General features: G+C 69.7%; 12 protein-coding genes and 1 tRNA gene. 6 read left to right on the top strand and 7 right to left on the bottom strand.

Annotated elements, in window-relative coordinates:
* Positions 1-3: 3 nt before the first annotated feature.
* Positions 4-654, top strand: a complete 651-nt coding sequence (locus ACWEFB_RS08215) for an aminodeoxychorismate/anthranilate synthase component II (RefSeq protein ID WP_452283487.1) — start codon at positions 4-6, stop codon at positions 652-654.
* A 51-nt stretch (positions 655-705) separates the two neighbouring features.
* On the opposite strand, the gene pknB is transcribed toward ACWEFB_RS08215, so the two are convergent.
* The 7 genes from pknB to ACWEFB_RS08180 all read right to left on the bottom strand — a co-directional run bounded on the left by pknB (position 706) and on the right by ACWEFB_RS08180 (position 9,739).
* Positions 706-2,523: a Stk1 family PASTA domain-containing Ser/Thr kinase gene (gene pknB, locus ACWEFB_RS08210; protein WP_452283485.1), complete on the bottom strand. Its 1,818-nt coding sequence runs from the start codon at positions 2,521-2,523 to the stop codon at positions 706-708.
* Positions 2,520-3,971, bottom strand: coding sequence for a protein kinase domain-containing protein (locus ACWEFB_RS08205; protein WP_452283483.1), 1,452 nt, complete (start codon positions 3,969-3,971; stop codon positions 2,520-2,522). The genes pknB and ACWEFB_RS08205 overlap by 4 nt, the downstream gene beginning before the upstream one ends.
* Positions 3,971-5,473: a peptidoglycan D,D-transpeptidase FtsI family protein gene (locus tag ACWEFB_RS08200; protein ID WP_452283481.1), complete on the bottom strand. Its 1,503-nt coding sequence runs from the start codon at positions 5,471-5,473 to the stop codon at positions 3,971-3,973. The genes ACWEFB_RS08205 and ACWEFB_RS08200 overlap by 1 nt, the downstream gene beginning before the upstream one ends.
* Positions 5,470-6,915 carry an FtsW/RodA/SpoVE family cell cycle protein gene (locus ACWEFB_RS08195; protein ID WP_452284038.1) on the bottom strand — a complete coding sequence of 482 codons (1,446 nt, stop codon included), beginning with the start codon at positions 6,913-6,915 and terminating at the stop codon, positions 5,470-5,472. The genes ACWEFB_RS08200 and ACWEFB_RS08195 overlap by 4 nt, the downstream gene beginning before the upstream one ends.
* 79 nt (positions 6,916-6,994) lie before the next feature.
* Positions 6,995-8,458 carry a PP2C family protein-serine/threonine phosphatase gene (locus ACWEFB_RS08190; RefSeq protein ID WP_452283479.1) on the bottom strand — a complete coding sequence of 488 codons (1,464 nt, stop codon included), beginning with the start codon at positions 8,456-8,458 and terminating at the stop codon, positions 6,995-6,997.
* Positions 8,455-8,937 carry an FHA domain-containing protein FhaB/FipA gene (locus ACWEFB_RS08185; RefSeq protein WP_326561947.1) on the bottom strand — a complete coding sequence of 161 codons (483 nt, stop codon included), beginning with the start codon at positions 8,935-8,937 and terminating at the stop codon, positions 8,455-8,457. The genes ACWEFB_RS08190 and ACWEFB_RS08185 overlap by 4 nt, the downstream gene beginning before the upstream one ends.
* A gap of 4 nt (positions 8,938-8,941) precedes the next feature.
* On the bottom strand, positions 8,942-9,739 hold the full coding sequence (locus ACWEFB_RS08180) for an FhaA domain-containing protein (RefSeq protein WP_452283476.1): 798 nt from the start codon (positions 9,737-9,739) through the stop codon (positions 8,942-8,944).
* A 242-nt stretch (positions 9,740-9,981) separates the two neighbouring features.
* Between ACWEFB_RS08180 and ACWEFB_RS08175 the strand changes: the two genes are divergently transcribed.
* The 5 genes from ACWEFB_RS08175 to ACWEFB_RS08155 all read left to right on the top strand — a co-directional run bounded on the left by ACWEFB_RS08175 (position 9,982) and on the right by ACWEFB_RS08155 (position 14,545).
* Positions 9,982-10,067: transfer RNA gene (locus ACWEFB_RS08175), tRNA-Leu, on the top strand.
* A 122-nt stretch (positions 10,068-10,189) separates the two neighbouring features.
* Complete coding sequence (locus ACWEFB_RS08170; protein ID WP_452283474.1) at positions 10,190-11,263, top strand: NAD-dependent epimerase/dehydratase family protein; 1,074 nt, start codon at positions 10,190-10,192, stop codon at positions 11,261-11,263.
* 106 nt (positions 11,264-11,369) lie between these two features.
* A complete protein-coding gene (locus tag ACWEFB_RS08165) occupies positions 11,370-12,176 on the top strand; it encodes a WecB/TagA/CpsF family glycosyltransferase (RefSeq protein ID WP_452283472.1) in 807 nt (268 codons plus the stop codon).
* A gap of 165 nt (positions 12,177-12,341) precedes the next feature.
* Entirely contained in the window at positions 12,342-13,769 is a 1,428-nt protein-coding gene (locus ACWEFB_RS08160; protein WP_326561943.1) for a hypothetical protein, read from the top strand.
* Positions 13,766-14,545, top strand: coding sequence for a 3-ketoacyl-ACP reductase (locus ACWEFB_RS08155; RefSeq protein ID WP_452283470.1), 780 nt, complete (start codon positions 13,766-13,768; stop codon positions 14,543-14,545). The genes ACWEFB_RS08160 and ACWEFB_RS08155 overlap by 4 nt, the downstream gene beginning before the upstream one ends.
* Positions 14,546-14,670 lie beyond the last annotated feature (125 nt).

Raw genomic sequence — 14,670 nt, 5'->3', positions numbered from 1 at the left:
CCGATGCGCGTCCTGGTGATCGACAACTACGACTCCTTCGTCTTCAACCTGGTCCAGTACCTGGGCCAGCTCGGAGTCGACTGCGAGGTACGCCGCAACGACGAGATCGAGGTGGCCGAGATCGGCCGGCTCGGCGTCGCCGGGGTGCTGCTCTCCCCGGGACCGGGTACGCCCGAACGCGCCGGAATCTGCCTCGACGTGGTCCGTGAGTACGCCGGAAAACTGCCTATCTTCGGCGTGTGTCTGGGGCACCAGGCCATCGGTGTCGCCTTCGGTGCCACCGTCACCCGTGCACCGGAGCTGCTGCACGGCAAGACCTCGCAGGTGCAGCACAAGTCGGTGGGGGTCCTGGCCGGTCTGCCCGACCCGTTCACCGCCACCAGGTACCACTCGTTGGCCGTACTGCCGGAGACGCTGCCGGACGAGATCGAGGTCACCGGCTGGACCGAGTCCGGGGTGGTGATGGCGATGCGCCACCGGACGCTGCCGATCGAGGGGGTGCAGTTCCACCCCGAGTCGGTGCTGACCGAGGGTGGGCACCTGATGCTCGCCAACTGGCTGGCCGCTTGCGGCCACCCGGAGGCGCTCGACCGGGCGCCAGCGCTCGCCGCCGAGGTCGACACCCGCCGCCGCTCGGCCTTCGTCACCGTCTAGCGTCCGTCACCGCCACCTCACCGCGGGGACGGACGTACCGCTCGGGGTCTCCTAGCGGATCCCGCTTCTGGTTGGCCGCGCGCTCGGGGTCGTGCTCGGGCTGACCGGCACCCCGCCACCGCCGCCGGCACCGGCACCACCGGTGCCCGTCGGAGTCGGCGTCGGGGTGGTCGGGTTCGCGGTCGGCTCCTGCCGGGGGACGGTGACGGTCAGCACGATCTGGGTGCCGACCGGCTTCTTCTGCCCCTCGGGGATGCTCTGCTTCTCCACCCGGCCCGCGTCCTGTGGCGCGACCTTGTTGCCGTCGATGACCTTCACGTCGAAACCGAGGTTGTCCAGCGTGTTCTCGGCGTCTTCCCTGGTCTCGCCCCGCACCTCCGGCACCGTCCTGAGGTTGCCGGTGGCGACCTCGACGACGACCTTCGAGCCCTTCTGCACCGAGGCGTCGGAGCCCGGGGTGAGCTTCAGCACCGTGCCCTCTTGCTGTTCGCTCGACACGTTCTTGCGCTCGGGAACCAGGCCGGCCTGCTTCAACGCGGCCTCGACGTTGGCGTACGGGTTGCCGACCTGGTTCGCCGGGACCTTCACCGCCTCCGGGCCGCCGCAGAGCCGCAGCGTGATCGTGGTGTTCGCCTCGGCCGGCTGCCCGGCGGCCGGATCCTGCGAGGCGACCGTGTCCTTCTCGCAGGTGTCGTTGAACTCCTGCGCGCCGACCGTGGTCTTGAAGCCCTGCTTCTGGAGTGCGGCGACGGCGGCTGCCTCCGTCTGCCCGACCACCCCCTGCACCTGGACCGTGGTCGGCTTGTCGGCGTTGTTGATCAGCAGGGCGGCGACCAGCGCGATCACCGCGAGGACACCGAGCCCGCTGAGGGTGGCGAGCACCCAGGCGGAGGCGCGGCGGTTGCGGGGGTCACCGACCCGGGCCGGTGCCGGTCGGTTGCCGCCACCACCGGGGCGTACGGCGCCGGCCGGCGGCAGGGCGGTGGTCTCGTCCTCGCGCAGCACCGGGGTGGCCATCACCGGGCGCCCCGCCGCTGCCCGGAGCAGGTCGGCACGCATCTCGCCGGCACTCTGGTAACGGTTGAGCGGGTTCTTGGAGAGCGCCTTGAGCACGATCGCGTCGATCGGCGGGGTGACGTCCCGGTTGATGTCGCTCGGTGCCGGCGGGTCCTCCCGTACGTGCTGGTAAGCGACGCTGACCGGGCTGTCCCCGACGAACGGGGGGTGGCCGCAGAGCAGCTCGAAGATCACGCACCCGGCCGCGTAGACGTCCGACCGGGCGTCCACCGGCTCGCCACGGGCCTGCTCGGGCGAGAGGTACTGGGCGGTTCCGATGACGGCGCTGGTCTGCGTCATCGTGGTGGCACCGCTGGCCAGGGCCCGCGCGATGCCGAAGTCCATGACCTTGACCTGGCCGTTCAGGGTGAGCATCACGTTGCCGGGCTTGATGTCCCGGTGGATGATCCCGTGCCGGTGGCTGAACTCCAGGGCGGCGCAGATGTCGGCGGAGATCTCCAGGGCGCGGCGGGGCATCAACCGCCCCTCGGCGGCGAGCACCTCCTTGAGGGTGCGCCCGTTGACGAACTCCATGACGATGAACGGGAGCGTCTCGCCGGTGGGGGCGATCTCCTCGCCGGTGTCGTAGACGGCGACGATCGCCGGGTGGTTGAGGGACGCGGCGTTCTGCGCCTCCCGACGGAAGCGCATCTGGAAGGTGGCGTCCCGGGCGAGGTCCGTACGCAGCATCTTGATCGCGACGTCCCGGCCGAGCCGGAGATCGCGCCCCCGGTGCACCTCGGCCATGCCGCCGTAGCCGAGCAGCTCGCCGACCTGATACCTGCCACCCAGCAGGCGGGCCTGCGCAGTCATCGCGTCTGTCGTCCTTCGCTCATCTGGGTCATCCGGGCGCCGTACCCGTACCGCTCTATCCGACGGTACGGCGCATATTGCGAAACGTCGCGTTCGTTGACTCTCTGCGAGCTGGACGTCACTGTCCGCAAGCCTTGGCTCTCGGCGTTGTTGTTGCTCTTCGTCACCCAGTAGGAGATCACGCCGGAGCAGATCAGCACTGTCAGCCCCAACACCAGCGCGAGCGCCACCAGCAGGGACCGGTTGGCGGGCGACGGCGGCTGCGGGCGGGACGCCACGGCCGCCGGTGGCGGAGCGTAACTGGGTTCCTGGCGGGGTCGGGGGGCCGGCACCGCAGCCGCGCCACGGTGGTAACCCGCCGGCTGCTGGGTCGGGCCGGCCGGTGAACCCGGACGGTTCGGCACCGAAGCAGCCGCGGCGGCGGACGGCGGCGGATAGGACGGGCCGACCCTGGTCCCGCCGGGCGCCACCGGGGGCGCACCGGAGACGGGGCCGGCAACCGGCGAACCCGGCGGTACCGATCCGGGGTACCCCGTCGGGCGACCGGGCTGCGCCGGGGCCGGCGGGGCGGGATGCGCGGCGGCCCGGTTCGGCTGCGGGGGCGCGGGGTGCACCGGCGGGCGCATCGGGGGCGCCGGAGTGGCGGCCTGCCGGGCCACCGCGGCCAGAGTGGCCGCCGTGGGCCACCGGGCCGCCGGGTCCTTGGCCATCGACCGTTCGACGATCGCCCGTACGGCCGGCGGGATGTCCGCCGGCAGTGGCCGGGGCGTGTCCCGTACGTGCTGCATGGCGATGTCGAGCGGGTTCTCGCCCTCGAACGGGCGCCGCCCGGAGAGGCACTGGTACGCCACCACGCCGAGGGCGTAGACGTCCGAGGCGGGCGACGCGGTGGACCCGGTCGCCTGCTCCGGGGAGATGTAGGACGCCGTCCCGAGTACGGATCCGGCCGCGGTGAGCTGCCCGACCAGTGCGGACCGGGCGATACCGAAGTCGGTGAGGACCAGCGTGCCGTTCGGGCGTACCAGCAGGTTGCCCGGCTTGACGTCGCGGTGCACGATGCCCTTCTCGTGCGCGGCGTGCAACGCGTCGGCGGCCTGCGCCATCAGCGCCATCGTCCGCGCCGGGGTGAGCCGGCCGACCCGGCCGAGCGTCGTGGAGAGCGCGTCGCCCTCAACGTACTCCATGACCAGGAAGGCGATCTGCTGGTCGCTGCCGTAGTCGTAGACGTCCACCACACCGGGGTGGTTGATCGTCGCCATGGTCCGGGCCTCGCCCCGGAACCGCTCGGCGAAGCCGGGCTCGTCGAGCAGTGCCGGCAGCAGGATCTTCACCGCGACGGTACGGCCGAGCACCTCGTCCGTACCGCGCCAGACGTCACCCATGCCGCCGCCGGCGATCCGCTCGTCCAGGCGGTAACGGTTGCCGAGCAGCACTCCGGGGCTGAGCATTACTTGCCTCCCCCGTCCTGGATGACCGCCTGCATGATCTTGCCGGCGATCCGGGCCGCCTCGCCGCTGCCACCGCTGCCGGCGGCCTCCAGCAGGACCGCCACGGCGGAGATCGGCTTGCCGTCCTTCATCACGAACCCGATGAACCAGCCGTGGTCCTGGGTGTTCGCGTCGGACTGGGCGGTGCCGGTCTTGCCACCGACCTGGTAGCCGCTGATCCGGGCCGGCTTGCCGGTGCCGTTCGTGACCACGCTGAACATCATGTCCCGCAGGTCGCTGGCCACCTGGGGGCTGACCGACTGGCGCAGCTCGCGCGGGTCGGCGGTGTAGTAGTCGGTGGTCCGGTCCGGGCCGAGGAGCTGCTGCACCAGGTACGGCCGCATCTGCTTGCCGTTGTTCGCCACCGCGGCGGCGATCATCGCGCCTTCCAGCGGGGTCATCCGTACGTTGTTCTGGCCGATCGCGGACTGCGCCAGGGCGGCCGGGTCGTCCCCGCCGTCCGGGTTCTTGATGTCCCCGGTACGGCTGGCCGCGGTGGCGATCCCGTTCTCGTCGAGCCGGCCGACGGTGAGGTCCTCGTCCTCGAAGCCGAAGTTCCGCGCGGTCTCCTTGATCTTGTCTGCGCCGAGCTGCACACCGAGTCGCGCGAAGCCGGTGTTGCACGACTCGGTGAGCGCGTCGATCAGGGTGACCTCGGCCTCCGGGCAGATGCTCGGCGCGGCGTTGCGGATCTCGGTACCAGAGGTCGGCGCGGTGTAACTGGAGGTGGCCGGGATCTTGGTGTCCTGCTTGTACCCGGCCTCCAGCGCGGCGGCGGCGTCGATCACCTTGAAGGTCGAGCCGGGCGGCTGGGTCTCGGAGAGAGCGCGGTTGCGCAGCGGCCCGTTCGGGTCGTTCTCCAGCTTCTGGTACTCGACGTTCGCCGCCTCGGTGTCGTGGGTGGCGAGCGTGTTCGGGTCGAAGCTGGGCATGGAGACGAGCGCCTGCACCGCACCGGTGCTCGGGTTGATCGCGATGGCGCCACCCCTGACCGCACCGACCTTGTTCTTCGTCATCTCGTCGAACGCGGTCTGCTGTGCCCGGCGGGACAGGCTCAGCAGGACGTTGCCGCCGGCCGTCTGGTCGCCGGTGAAGAGGTCCCGGACCCGGTCACCGAAAAGCTGGTCGCTGGTGCCGTTGAGGAAGTCGTTCTCGCTCCGCTCGATGCCGGTCGGACCGATGTTGACCGGCTGGTAGCCGAGCACGTGCGCGTACATCGGCCCGTCGACGTACGAGCGCAGGAACTTCAGCTTGCCGGTGGTCTCCTTGCTGCTGGCCAGAGCCGTACCGCCGGCTTCGATGTTGCCGCGCTTGCGGTCGTACTGGGCGACCTGGACCCGACCGTTGTAGTCGCTGGTGCGGTATTCGTCGGCCTTGTAGCCCTGCACCCAGTTGAGGTTCACGAAGAGCAGGCCGAACAGGACCATGACGACCACGCCGACCTTGCGCAGTGGTGCGTTCACGGGCGAATCACCTCCGTTGTGGCACCGTGCAGTTGGGCCGGGGGTGTCCCGGACCCGCCCGCCGGACGCCCCGGCGTGGAACTGTCCACCGGCCGCCGGGCCGCGTCGGAGATCCGCAACAGCAGCGCCACCAGCAGCCAGTTCGCCATCAGTGAGGAGCCACCGGCGGAGAGGAACGGGGTGGTCTGGCCGGTGAGCGGAATGAGCTTGCTGATCCCGCCGACGATCACGAAGACCTGGAGCCCGAGGGTGAACGCGAGGCCACCGGCGAGCAGTTTGCCGAACGAGTCGCGTACGGCCAGCGCGGCCCGCAGCCCGCGTTCGACGATGAGCAGGTAGATCACCAGCAGGGCGGTGAGCCCGAACAGGCCGATCTCCTCACCCATGCCGGCGAAGATGAAGTCGTTGTGCACCTCGGGCACCTCGGTCGGCTGACCGCCGCCCGGCCCGGCGCCGAACAGACCTCCGGTACCGAGCCCGAGTAAGCCCTGTACGAGTTGATAACCGTCGCGGTACGGATCGTCGAACGGGTGCAGCCAGATCTCGGCCCGCAGGTAGAAGTTCGCGAACGGGCCGCCGACCGCGCTGCCCAGGAAGTACGCCAGGAACGCCCCGCCGAAGAAGAGCACTAGACCGATGATGAGCCAACTGACCCGCTCGGTGGCGATGTAGAGCGTCACCACGAACATGCCGAAGTAGAGCAGCGAGGTGCCGAGGTCCTTCTCGAAGATCAGGACCATCAGGCTGACCAGCCAGACCCCGATCACCGGCCCGAGGTCGCGGCCACGGGGGAAGTCGACGCCGAGGAACCGACGGCTCGCCAGCGACAGCACTTCTCGCTTGCGGACCAGGTAATAGGCGAAGAAGACCAGCAGGGCCAACTTGGCGAACTCGCCGGGCTGGATGGAGAACCCGCCGATCATGATCCAGAGCTTGGCGCCGTTGATCTCCGACATGCTCCGCGGCAGCACCGCCGGCAGCATCACCAGCACGATGCCGGCGAGGCCGAGCGTGTACGCGTACCGCGAGATCGCCCGGTGGTCGCGGACCAGGATCAGCAGTCCGGCCGCGAGGATCACCGCGGCCAGGGTCCAGGCCAGTTGCCGGCCCCCGGTGCCCGCGAAGATCGGGAAGTCGGCGCGTGCCTCCGGCTTCGCCTCGGCCAGGTCGAGGCGGCGCAGGAAGCCCACGCCGAGCCCGTTGAGCAGGGCGACCGCCGGCACCAGGGCCGGATCGGCGTGCGGCGCGAGGTAACGGATCACCACGTGCAGACCGAGGAAGACCGCGGTCAGGGCCGCGGTCGGCACCCAGAAGTCCAGCGTGACGGTGTCGAGCACGTTCGCCTCGACGGTGGCCGCGTACACCGCCACCAGCGCCATCGCCAGCAGGAGTAGCGCCAGTTCGGCGTTGCGCCGGGACTTGGTGTCCCGGACGCGCGGCATCTCACCCGTGACTGCGGGCGCTGGTGGCGGTCCGGCTGGGGCAGTCACGATAAGTCCCTCGGATCGTTCGATCTCACGGTCACTCGGGCGACCGGCATCCCGCCGGGTCGGGGGTGGCCGGCGGAAGCGTGTCGGACGGGAACGGGTCGGGACTGGCGGAGTCGGACGGTACGGCGGGTGCGGTCGGGCTGAGCCCGACCCCCGGCAACGTCGGGGTGGGGGTGACGCCGTTCGGTGTCGGCGTGCCCGGGGGTGGTGCGACCGGCGCGGTCGGGCTCGCCGTGACGTCCGCCGACGGGGAAGGGCTCGGCGGACAGGTCGGCTTCAGGTTCGGGTTGCCCGGCTCGTCGAGCGTCAGCTCGGAGAGCAGTCGCTCCGCGTCCGGCTCGTCGTCGGCCTGGATCCCCTGCTTGACCTGCTCCTGGGCGGCGTTCGTCAGGTCGTCGAGCTTGGCCCGGCTGGTCGCGTGCACGCTGGAGAGGTCCAGCCCGGCGATCTGACCCGGCACGCCCCGGAAGACGGCAAGCTGCCCGCTCTCCGTGGCGCCGACGTAGAACTGCCGCTGGCTGTAGGTCCAACCGCCCCAGAGACCGCCGCCGAGGATGCCGGCCAGGACGATCAACTGCACCGCCGTACGCAGCGGCCGGCGGCGGGGCCGCTCGGAGTCGTCGTCGTTTCCGGAGGCGTTCGCCGGCTCAGGAGTGGCCGGGCGCGGCGGGGTGAGCGCCGAGGCACGGGCGGCCGGGGTCGAGTCGTCGGCAGACGTCGCCATGCCCCGGTCACGGGCGGCGGCACCGCCCACGATCGGTGTGGCTTCGAGAATGTCCTGGTCGGTCGCGTCGGCGATGACCACGGTGATGTTGTCCGGGCCGCCACCGCGCAGGGCGAGCTGGACCAGCCGCTCCACACACTTCTGCGGGTCGGTGTACTCGCGCAGCGTCTGCCCGATGGTCTCGGCGCTCACCACGCCGGAGAGACCGTCGCTGCAGATCAGATAGCGATCACCGGGGAGCACCTGCCGGACGGAGTATTCCGGGTCGATGTCGCGTCCGTCGAGGGCCCGGGTGAGCAGCGACCGCTGCGGGTGGCTGCTCGCCTCCTCCAGGGTGATCCGGCCCTCGTCGACGAGCATCTGTACGTAGGTGTCGTCCTTGGTGATCTGGCCGAACTCACCGTCGCGCAACAGGTACGCGCGGGAGTCGCCGATGTGCACCATGCCGATCTTGCTGCCCGAGAACAGCGTCGCGGTCAGGGTGGTGCCCATACCCTCCAGGTGCGGGTTGGCGTCCACCGTGTCGCGGAGTTGCTGGTTGGCGGTATCGACGGCGGAGCGCAGCGCGTCGACCAGAGCGTCCCCGGGGACGTCCTCGTCGAGCGGCGCCATCGCACCGATGACAATGTTGCTGGCGACGTCACCGGCGGCCATGCCGCCCATGCCGTCCGCCACGGCGAGTAGCCGCGGACCGGCGTAGACGGAGTCCTGGTTTCCGTCTCGGATCAGACCGCGGTCGCTGTGGGCCGCATAGCGCAGGGTCAGAGTCATGGCCGTAACTCGAGAGAAGTGCGGCCGATCCGGATCGGCACGCCGAGGGGGACGGGGGTTGGTCCGGTGACCTTAGCGCGGTCGAGGTATGTGCCGTTAGTCGAGCCGAGGTCTTCGACGAACCACTGGCCGGAGCGGGGCACCAGTCGGGCGTGTCGGGCCGAGGCATAGTCGTCGGTAATCACCAGGGTGGAGTCCTCCGCACGGCCGATGGTGATCTGCCCCTCGCCGAGGGTGATCCTGGTGCCGGCCAGCTGACCGGCGGTGACGACGAGCTGGTGGGCCGCCCTGCCGCGCTTCACCTTCGCCGGCTTGCCCTGCCCGGTCACCGCGCCGACCCCCCGTGGCGCCGCTACCAGACGACTGGACCGGGCGCCCGCGAAGAGGTCTCGACGGATCACCCCCACCACGGTGAAGACGAAGATCCACAGCAGGACGATGAACCCGAACCGGGCGACGGTGATGACGAAGGGCGCCAAGTTTTTAGCCGTCCACTCGGAACGTGAGGGTGGTCGTCCCGAGCTGGACCATGTCGCCTGGGTTGAGCGCCACCGCCGAGACCCGTTGGCCGTTGACCATCGTCCCGTTGGTCGAGCCGAGATCGGTCAGCACCACCTGGGCGCCGTCGAAGTCGAGCCGGGCGTGTCGGCGGGAGATGCCGACGTCGGGCAGACGCAGGTTGGCCTGGTCGCCCCGACCGATCACGGTCGAACCCATCTGCAGCGGGTAGCTGCGCCCGTCGCCGGAGACCAGTCGCACGTTGCGACCGCCACCGTGGCCGGGCGGCGGGCCGTAGCCACCACCACCCTGCTGCTCGTACGGCGGGTAGCCGCCCTGTCCGGGCTGGTCGTACGACTGCTGCTGCACCGGCGCGACATCGCCGCCGGTGTAGACCTCGGCCGTGACCCGGAACATGCCGGTGTCCAGCCCGTCGCCGCGCTCGATCTCGACGATCACGTCGCCGTAGACCGTCCAGGCCTGCTCGCCGATGAACTCGGCCTGCGACTGGGCCAGCTCCTGGGCCAGTGCGGCGGCGTACGGCGCGAGCCGACTGTGGTCGTACGGCGAGAGATCGATCACGTAGCGGTTGGGCACGAGAGTGCGCCCACCAGCCAGGATCGCCTTGTGCGCCTCTGCCTCCCGCTGCATCGCGTTGAGGATCTCCACTGGGTGGACGACCCCCTTGAACACCTTCGCGAAGGCCCCCTCGACCAGGCCTTCCAGACGCTTCTCGAAGCGTTGCAGCACGCTCACCGGCTCCTCCTCGGGTCCCGAGGACATGATGGTATCCGGCCGCCGCACATGCGGCTCGCATGCCGCTCGGCCGTCTGCTGCCGGCCCGTACTGGGGGGCCGGAGTCCTCGTGCTAGTGTTCCATGCGCCGCAAGCGGTAACGCCCACGGTCGCAGTACGAACAGCGTAATATGTCCCGGCGTCGGTTGAAGAACTGGCTGGGATAACCTGAAGTTGGTTGGGCCCATGCACGAGCCGGGGCAGAGCAATCTGTCCGGGTCATCGCGCACGGGGGAGTGGCGGAATGGCAGACGCGCACGGTTCAGGTCCGTGTGCCCGAAAGGGCGTGGGGGTTCAACTCCCCCCTTCCCCACCAACACGAAGGGCTCCGCGTTCACGCGGGGCCCTTCACTCATGTCCGGGCACGAATGCCCGAGCCAGGTCGGTGCCGCGTTATGCTCCGATGGTTTCCGGTTGCCGAGGATCCTGGAGTGTCGTGTGAGTGTCGCGCTGGTGACCGGATCAGGTGGTCTGATCGGATCTGAGGCGGTCCGGCACTTCGCCGGACTGGGTCTCGACGTAGTGGGCATCGACAACGACATGCGTCGGCAGTTCTTCGGCGCCGAGGCCTCGACCGCGTGGAACGTACTGCGGCTGACCAGCGACCTCGGCGCGGCGTACACCCATCGGGACGCCGACATTCGCGACCGGGACGCGCTGGCGGAGATCTTCCGCCGCTACGGCCGCGAGATCTCTGTGGTGATCCACACGGCGGCGCAGCCGTCCCACGACTGGGCGGTACGCGACCCGTTCACGGACTTCGACGTGAACGCCGGCGGCACCCTGAACGTGCTCCAGAACGTGCGCGAGAACTGCCCGGAGGCGGCGTTCATCCACTGCTCGACCAACAAGGTCTACGGCGACCGGCCGAACAGCCTGCCGTTGATCGAGCAGGAGACCCGCTGGGAGATCGACCCCGGGCACCCGTACGCGGACGGGATCAAGGAGGACATGTCGATCGACGGCACCCTGCACTCCGTCTTCGGCGCCTCCAAGGTTGCCGCCGACGTGATGGTGCAGGAGTACGGCCGCTACTTCGACATGCGTACCGCCTGCTTCCGGGGCGGCACGCTCACCGGCCCGGCGCACTCCGCCACCGAGCTGCACGGCTTCCTCGGGTACGTGATGCGCTGCAACATGGAACGCCGGACGTACAAGATCTTCGGGTACAAAGGCAAGATGGTGCGGGACGCGATCCACAGCCACGACGTGGTGAACGCGTTCGAGGCGTTCTTCCGCAACCCGCGTTCGGCGGCGGTCTACAACCTCGGTGGCGGACGCCACTCGAACTGCTCCCACCTGGAGGCGTTCGCGCTGGCCGAGCAGATCTCCGGCCAGGCGATGATCACCGAATACCGGGACGAGAACCGGGTCGGTGACCACCAGTGGTGGATTGGTTCCAACGCGTCGTTCCAGGCCCACTACCCGGACTGGAAGCAGATCTACGACGTGCCGATGATCCTGCAGGAGATCTACGAAGCCAACGTGGACAAGTGGATACCGCAGGCATGACGGCACGCGTTCAGGCCGCACCATGAACAGGTACGCGAAGGCGCCAGCGCCATGAGTCAGCTCAGTCACGGGGATCACGGCGCCGTGGGCGCAGCGAGGGAACGCGATGATCTCCGAGGGTAAGCGGAACGTGCTCGGCGTACTGGTGGACGTGATCGACTACGACGCCGCGGCAACCGAGGTGATCTCCGCCGCACGCGAGCGAAGGCCGTTCGCGCTGACCGCGTTGGCCGTACACGGTGTGATGACCGGCGTGCTGGATCCGCCGCACAACGCCAGGCTCAACTCGTTCGACGTGGTCACGCCGGACGGCCAGCCCGTCCGCTGGGCGCTCAACCTGCTGCACGGGGCCCGGCTGGCCGAACGTGTCTACGGCCCGACCCTCACGCTGCACGTCCTGTCCCGCGCCGCCGACGCCGGCCTACCTGTCTACCTGTACGGCTCGACCGAGTCGACCCTGGCCCGGCTGGTGCCGGCGCTGGAGCAGCGCTTCCCGGCGCTGAAGTTCGCCGGGGTGGAGCCGTCCAAGTTCCGCCAGGTCCGGCCGCACGAGGAGAACGAGATCGCCGACCGGATCCGCGCCTCGGGGGCCAGGGTCGTCCTGGTCGGGCTCGGCTGCCCCCGCCAGGAGGTCTTCGCGTACGCGATGCGTCCCCTGCTGGACATGCCCCTGCTCGCCGTCGGTGCCGCCTTCGACTACCACGCCGGACTGCTCCGCAAGCCGCCCCCGTGGATGCAGCGGGCCGGGCTGGAGTGGCTGTGGCGACTCGGTCTGGAGCCGAGGCGCCTGTGGCAGCGCTACCTGGTCCTGAACCCGGCCTACCTGGCCCGCCTGGCCGCCCAGAAGACCAAACTCTGGAAGGCCACCCCACCCCCCCCCGCCACGGAACTCCCCCCCACCTTCTCCGTCTAACTCCGTCGCCCGGGGGCGACCGGGCCACAAACGTAGAGAAAGAGTGCCTGTTCCGGCTGGTGTAGGCACTCTTTCTCTACGTTTGCGCGCGACTCAGATGGGGCGTTTCGGGCGGGTGGGGAGTGGGTCTAGGTTTTGGGCAAGCGCTTTCCTATGCTTGCCACCATGATGAGGAGCGACGAGGAGCTGACCCCCGGGCGGCTGATCCCCAAGATCGAACGTCTCTGGGCGCTGTCGGCCGAGAAGATCGATTCGATCGAGCAGAGTTGCCCCGCGGGTTCGCCGTCGCCGGTGTTCACCGTCGAGGGCCGGTACACCGCCCGGGGCTGGACCGAGTGGACCCAGGGCTTCCAGTACGGCTCCGCGCTGTTGCAGTACGACGCCACCGGCGAACAGCGGTTCCTCGACGTCGGCCGCGAGCAGACCGTGGCGGTGATGGCCAGTCACGTCAGCCACATCGGCGTACACGATCACGGGTTCAACAACGTCAGCACGTACGGCAACCTGTGGCGGCTGATGAACGAGGGGCGGATCCCGGACGACCGGGGCGAGCGGCACTTCTACGAGCTGGCGTTGAAGCTCACCGGCGCGGTGCAGGCGGCCCGGTGGCGGGACACCGCCGACGGCACCGGCTACATCTACTCCTTCAACGGTCCGCAGTCGCTCTTCGTCGACACCATCCGGTCCTGCCGGGCGCTGGGCGTGTCGCACCTGCTCGGGCACGTCCTGATGGGCGAGCGGGACGAGCGGATCTCGCTGCTCGGCCGGCTGGTCGAGCACGCGACCAACACCGCCAGGTGGAACGTCTTCTACGGCGACGGCCGGGACAGTTACGACATCTCCGGTCGTACCGCACACGAGTCGATCTTCAACGTCAACGACGGCAGCTACCGGTGCCCGAGCACCCAGCAGGGCTACTCCCCGTTCAGCACCTGGACCCGGGGGCTGGCCTGGGCCATGCTCGGCTTCCCCGAGCAGCTCGAGTTCCTCGCCGTCCTGCCGGACGAGGCGTTCGAACCGTACGGCGGGCGGGCCGAGGTCGAGGCGACGCTGCTCCGGGCCGCCATTGCCACCTGTGACTTCTACCTGGCCCACACCCCGGTCGACGGGATCCCGTACTGGGACACCGGCGCGCCGGGACTGGCCCGGATGGGCGACTACCTGGACCACCCGGCGGACCCGTACAACGCGCACGAGCCGGTGGACTCGTCGGCGGCGGCGATCGGCGCCCAGGGGCTGCTCCGGCTCGGCCGCTACCTCACCTCGGTCGGGCGGGTGGTCGAGGGGCAGCGCTACTGGCAGGCCGGGCTGACCGTCTGCGACACCCTCTTCGACGAGCCGTACCTGAGCACCGACGCCCGGCACCAGGGACTGATCCTGCACTCGGTCTACCACCGGCCGAACGGTTGGGACCACGTACCGGCCGGGCAGCGGGTGCCGAACGGGGAGTCCAGCATGTGGGGTGACTACCACGCCCGCGAGCTGGCCCTCTACGTCCAGCGGGTGGCCCGGGACGAGCCGTACTACACCTTCTTCGGGCCGGTGGCGGGCTCCGTACCGTCGATCGCGACGCCGGTCGGGGCGGCCCGATGAGCCCGCGGCCGGTCGCGATCGTCACCGGTGGCTCCCGGGGCATCGGACGCGGCATCGTGCTCTCGCTGGCCGGCGCCGGCTACGACGTGGTGGTCAACTACGCGAGCAACGCCGACGCCGCCCGCGAGGTCGCCAAGGAGGTCGAGGCGCGCGGAGGACGGGCCCTTCCGGTACGGGCCGACGTCTCCCAGCGGGCCGACCGGCAGCACCTGGTCGACGAGACCGTCAACACCTTCGGCCGGCTCGACCTGCTGGTGAGCAACGCGGGAGTGGCGCCGAACGTACGGGCCGACCTGCTGGAGGCGGAGGAGGAGTCCTTCGACCGGCTGATCGAGATCAATCTCAAGGGGCCGTACTTCCTGACCCAGCTCGCCGCCCGGGTCATGATCGAGCAGCAGGCGGCCGGGATCGTCACCAATCCGAAGATCGTCATCGTCTCGTCGGTCAGCGCGTACGCGGCCAGCGTGAACCGTGGCGACTACTGCGTCAGCAAGGCCGGACTGGCGATGACCGCCCAGCTCTACGCGGCCCGCCTCGCCGAACACGGGATCAACGTGTACGAGATCCGGCCGGGCATCATCGAGACCGACATGACCGGCGGTGTGAAGGCCCGGTACGACGATCTGATCTTCAACCAGGGGCTGACGCCGATCCGCCGCTGGGGCCAGCCCGACGACGTGGGTCGGGCGGTGGTCGCGGTCGCCACCGACCTGCTCCCGTTCAGCACGGGGCAGGTCATCGACGTCGACGGCGGCTTCCACCTCCGTACGCTGTAGCTCCCGCGCCGGCTCCGGGTCGCGACCCGGAGCCGGCGCCCCGGCGCCAACCAGAAACGACCAATAAGAAAGGAACTGAGAGAAGATATGGAAAATTGGAAATATTGATATAGTTTTAAAGTGTG

It is taken from the genome of Micromonospora sp. NPDC004704 (assembly GCF_053601675.1).
This window is presented reverse-complemented; position numbering and strand designations above follow the sequence as displayed.

Coding starts and splice junctions, on each gene's coding strand:
- ACWEFB_RS08215 (WP_452283487.1), top strand. CDS start 4: ATGCGCGTCCTGGTGATCGACAACTACGACTCCTTCGTCTTCAACCTG.
- ACWEFB_RS08165 (WP_452283472.1), top strand. CDS start 11,370: ATGATCTCCGAGGGTAAGCGGAACGTGCTCGGCGTACTGGTGGACGTG.
- ACWEFB_RS08160 (WP_326561943.1), top strand. CDS start 12,342: ATGATGAGGAGCGACGAGGAGCTGACCCCCGGGCGGCTGATCCCCAAG.
- ACWEFB_RS08205 (WP_452283483.1), bottom strand. CDS start 3,971: ATGCTCAGCCCCGGAGTGCTGCTCGGCAACCGTTACCGCCTGGACGAG.
- ACWEFB_RS08180 (WP_452283476.1), bottom strand. CDS start 9,739: ATGTCCTCGGGACCCGAGGAGGAGCCGGTGAGCGTGCTGCAACGCTTC.
- pknB (WP_452283485.1), bottom strand. CDS start 2,523: ATGACTGCGCAGGCCCGCCTGCTGGGTGGCAGGTATCAGGTCGGCGAG.
- ACWEFB_RS08195 (WP_452284038.1), bottom strand. CDS start 6,915: ATGCCGCGCGTCCGGGACACCAAGTCCCGGCGCAACGCCGAACTGGCG.
- ACWEFB_RS08155 (WP_452283470.1), top strand. CDS start 13,766: ATGAGCCCGCGGCCGGTCGCGATCGTCACCGGTGGCTCCCGGGGCATC.
- ACWEFB_RS08190 (WP_452283479.1), bottom strand. CDS start 8,458: ATGACTCTGACCCTGCGCTATGCGGCCCACAGCGACCGCGGTCTGATC.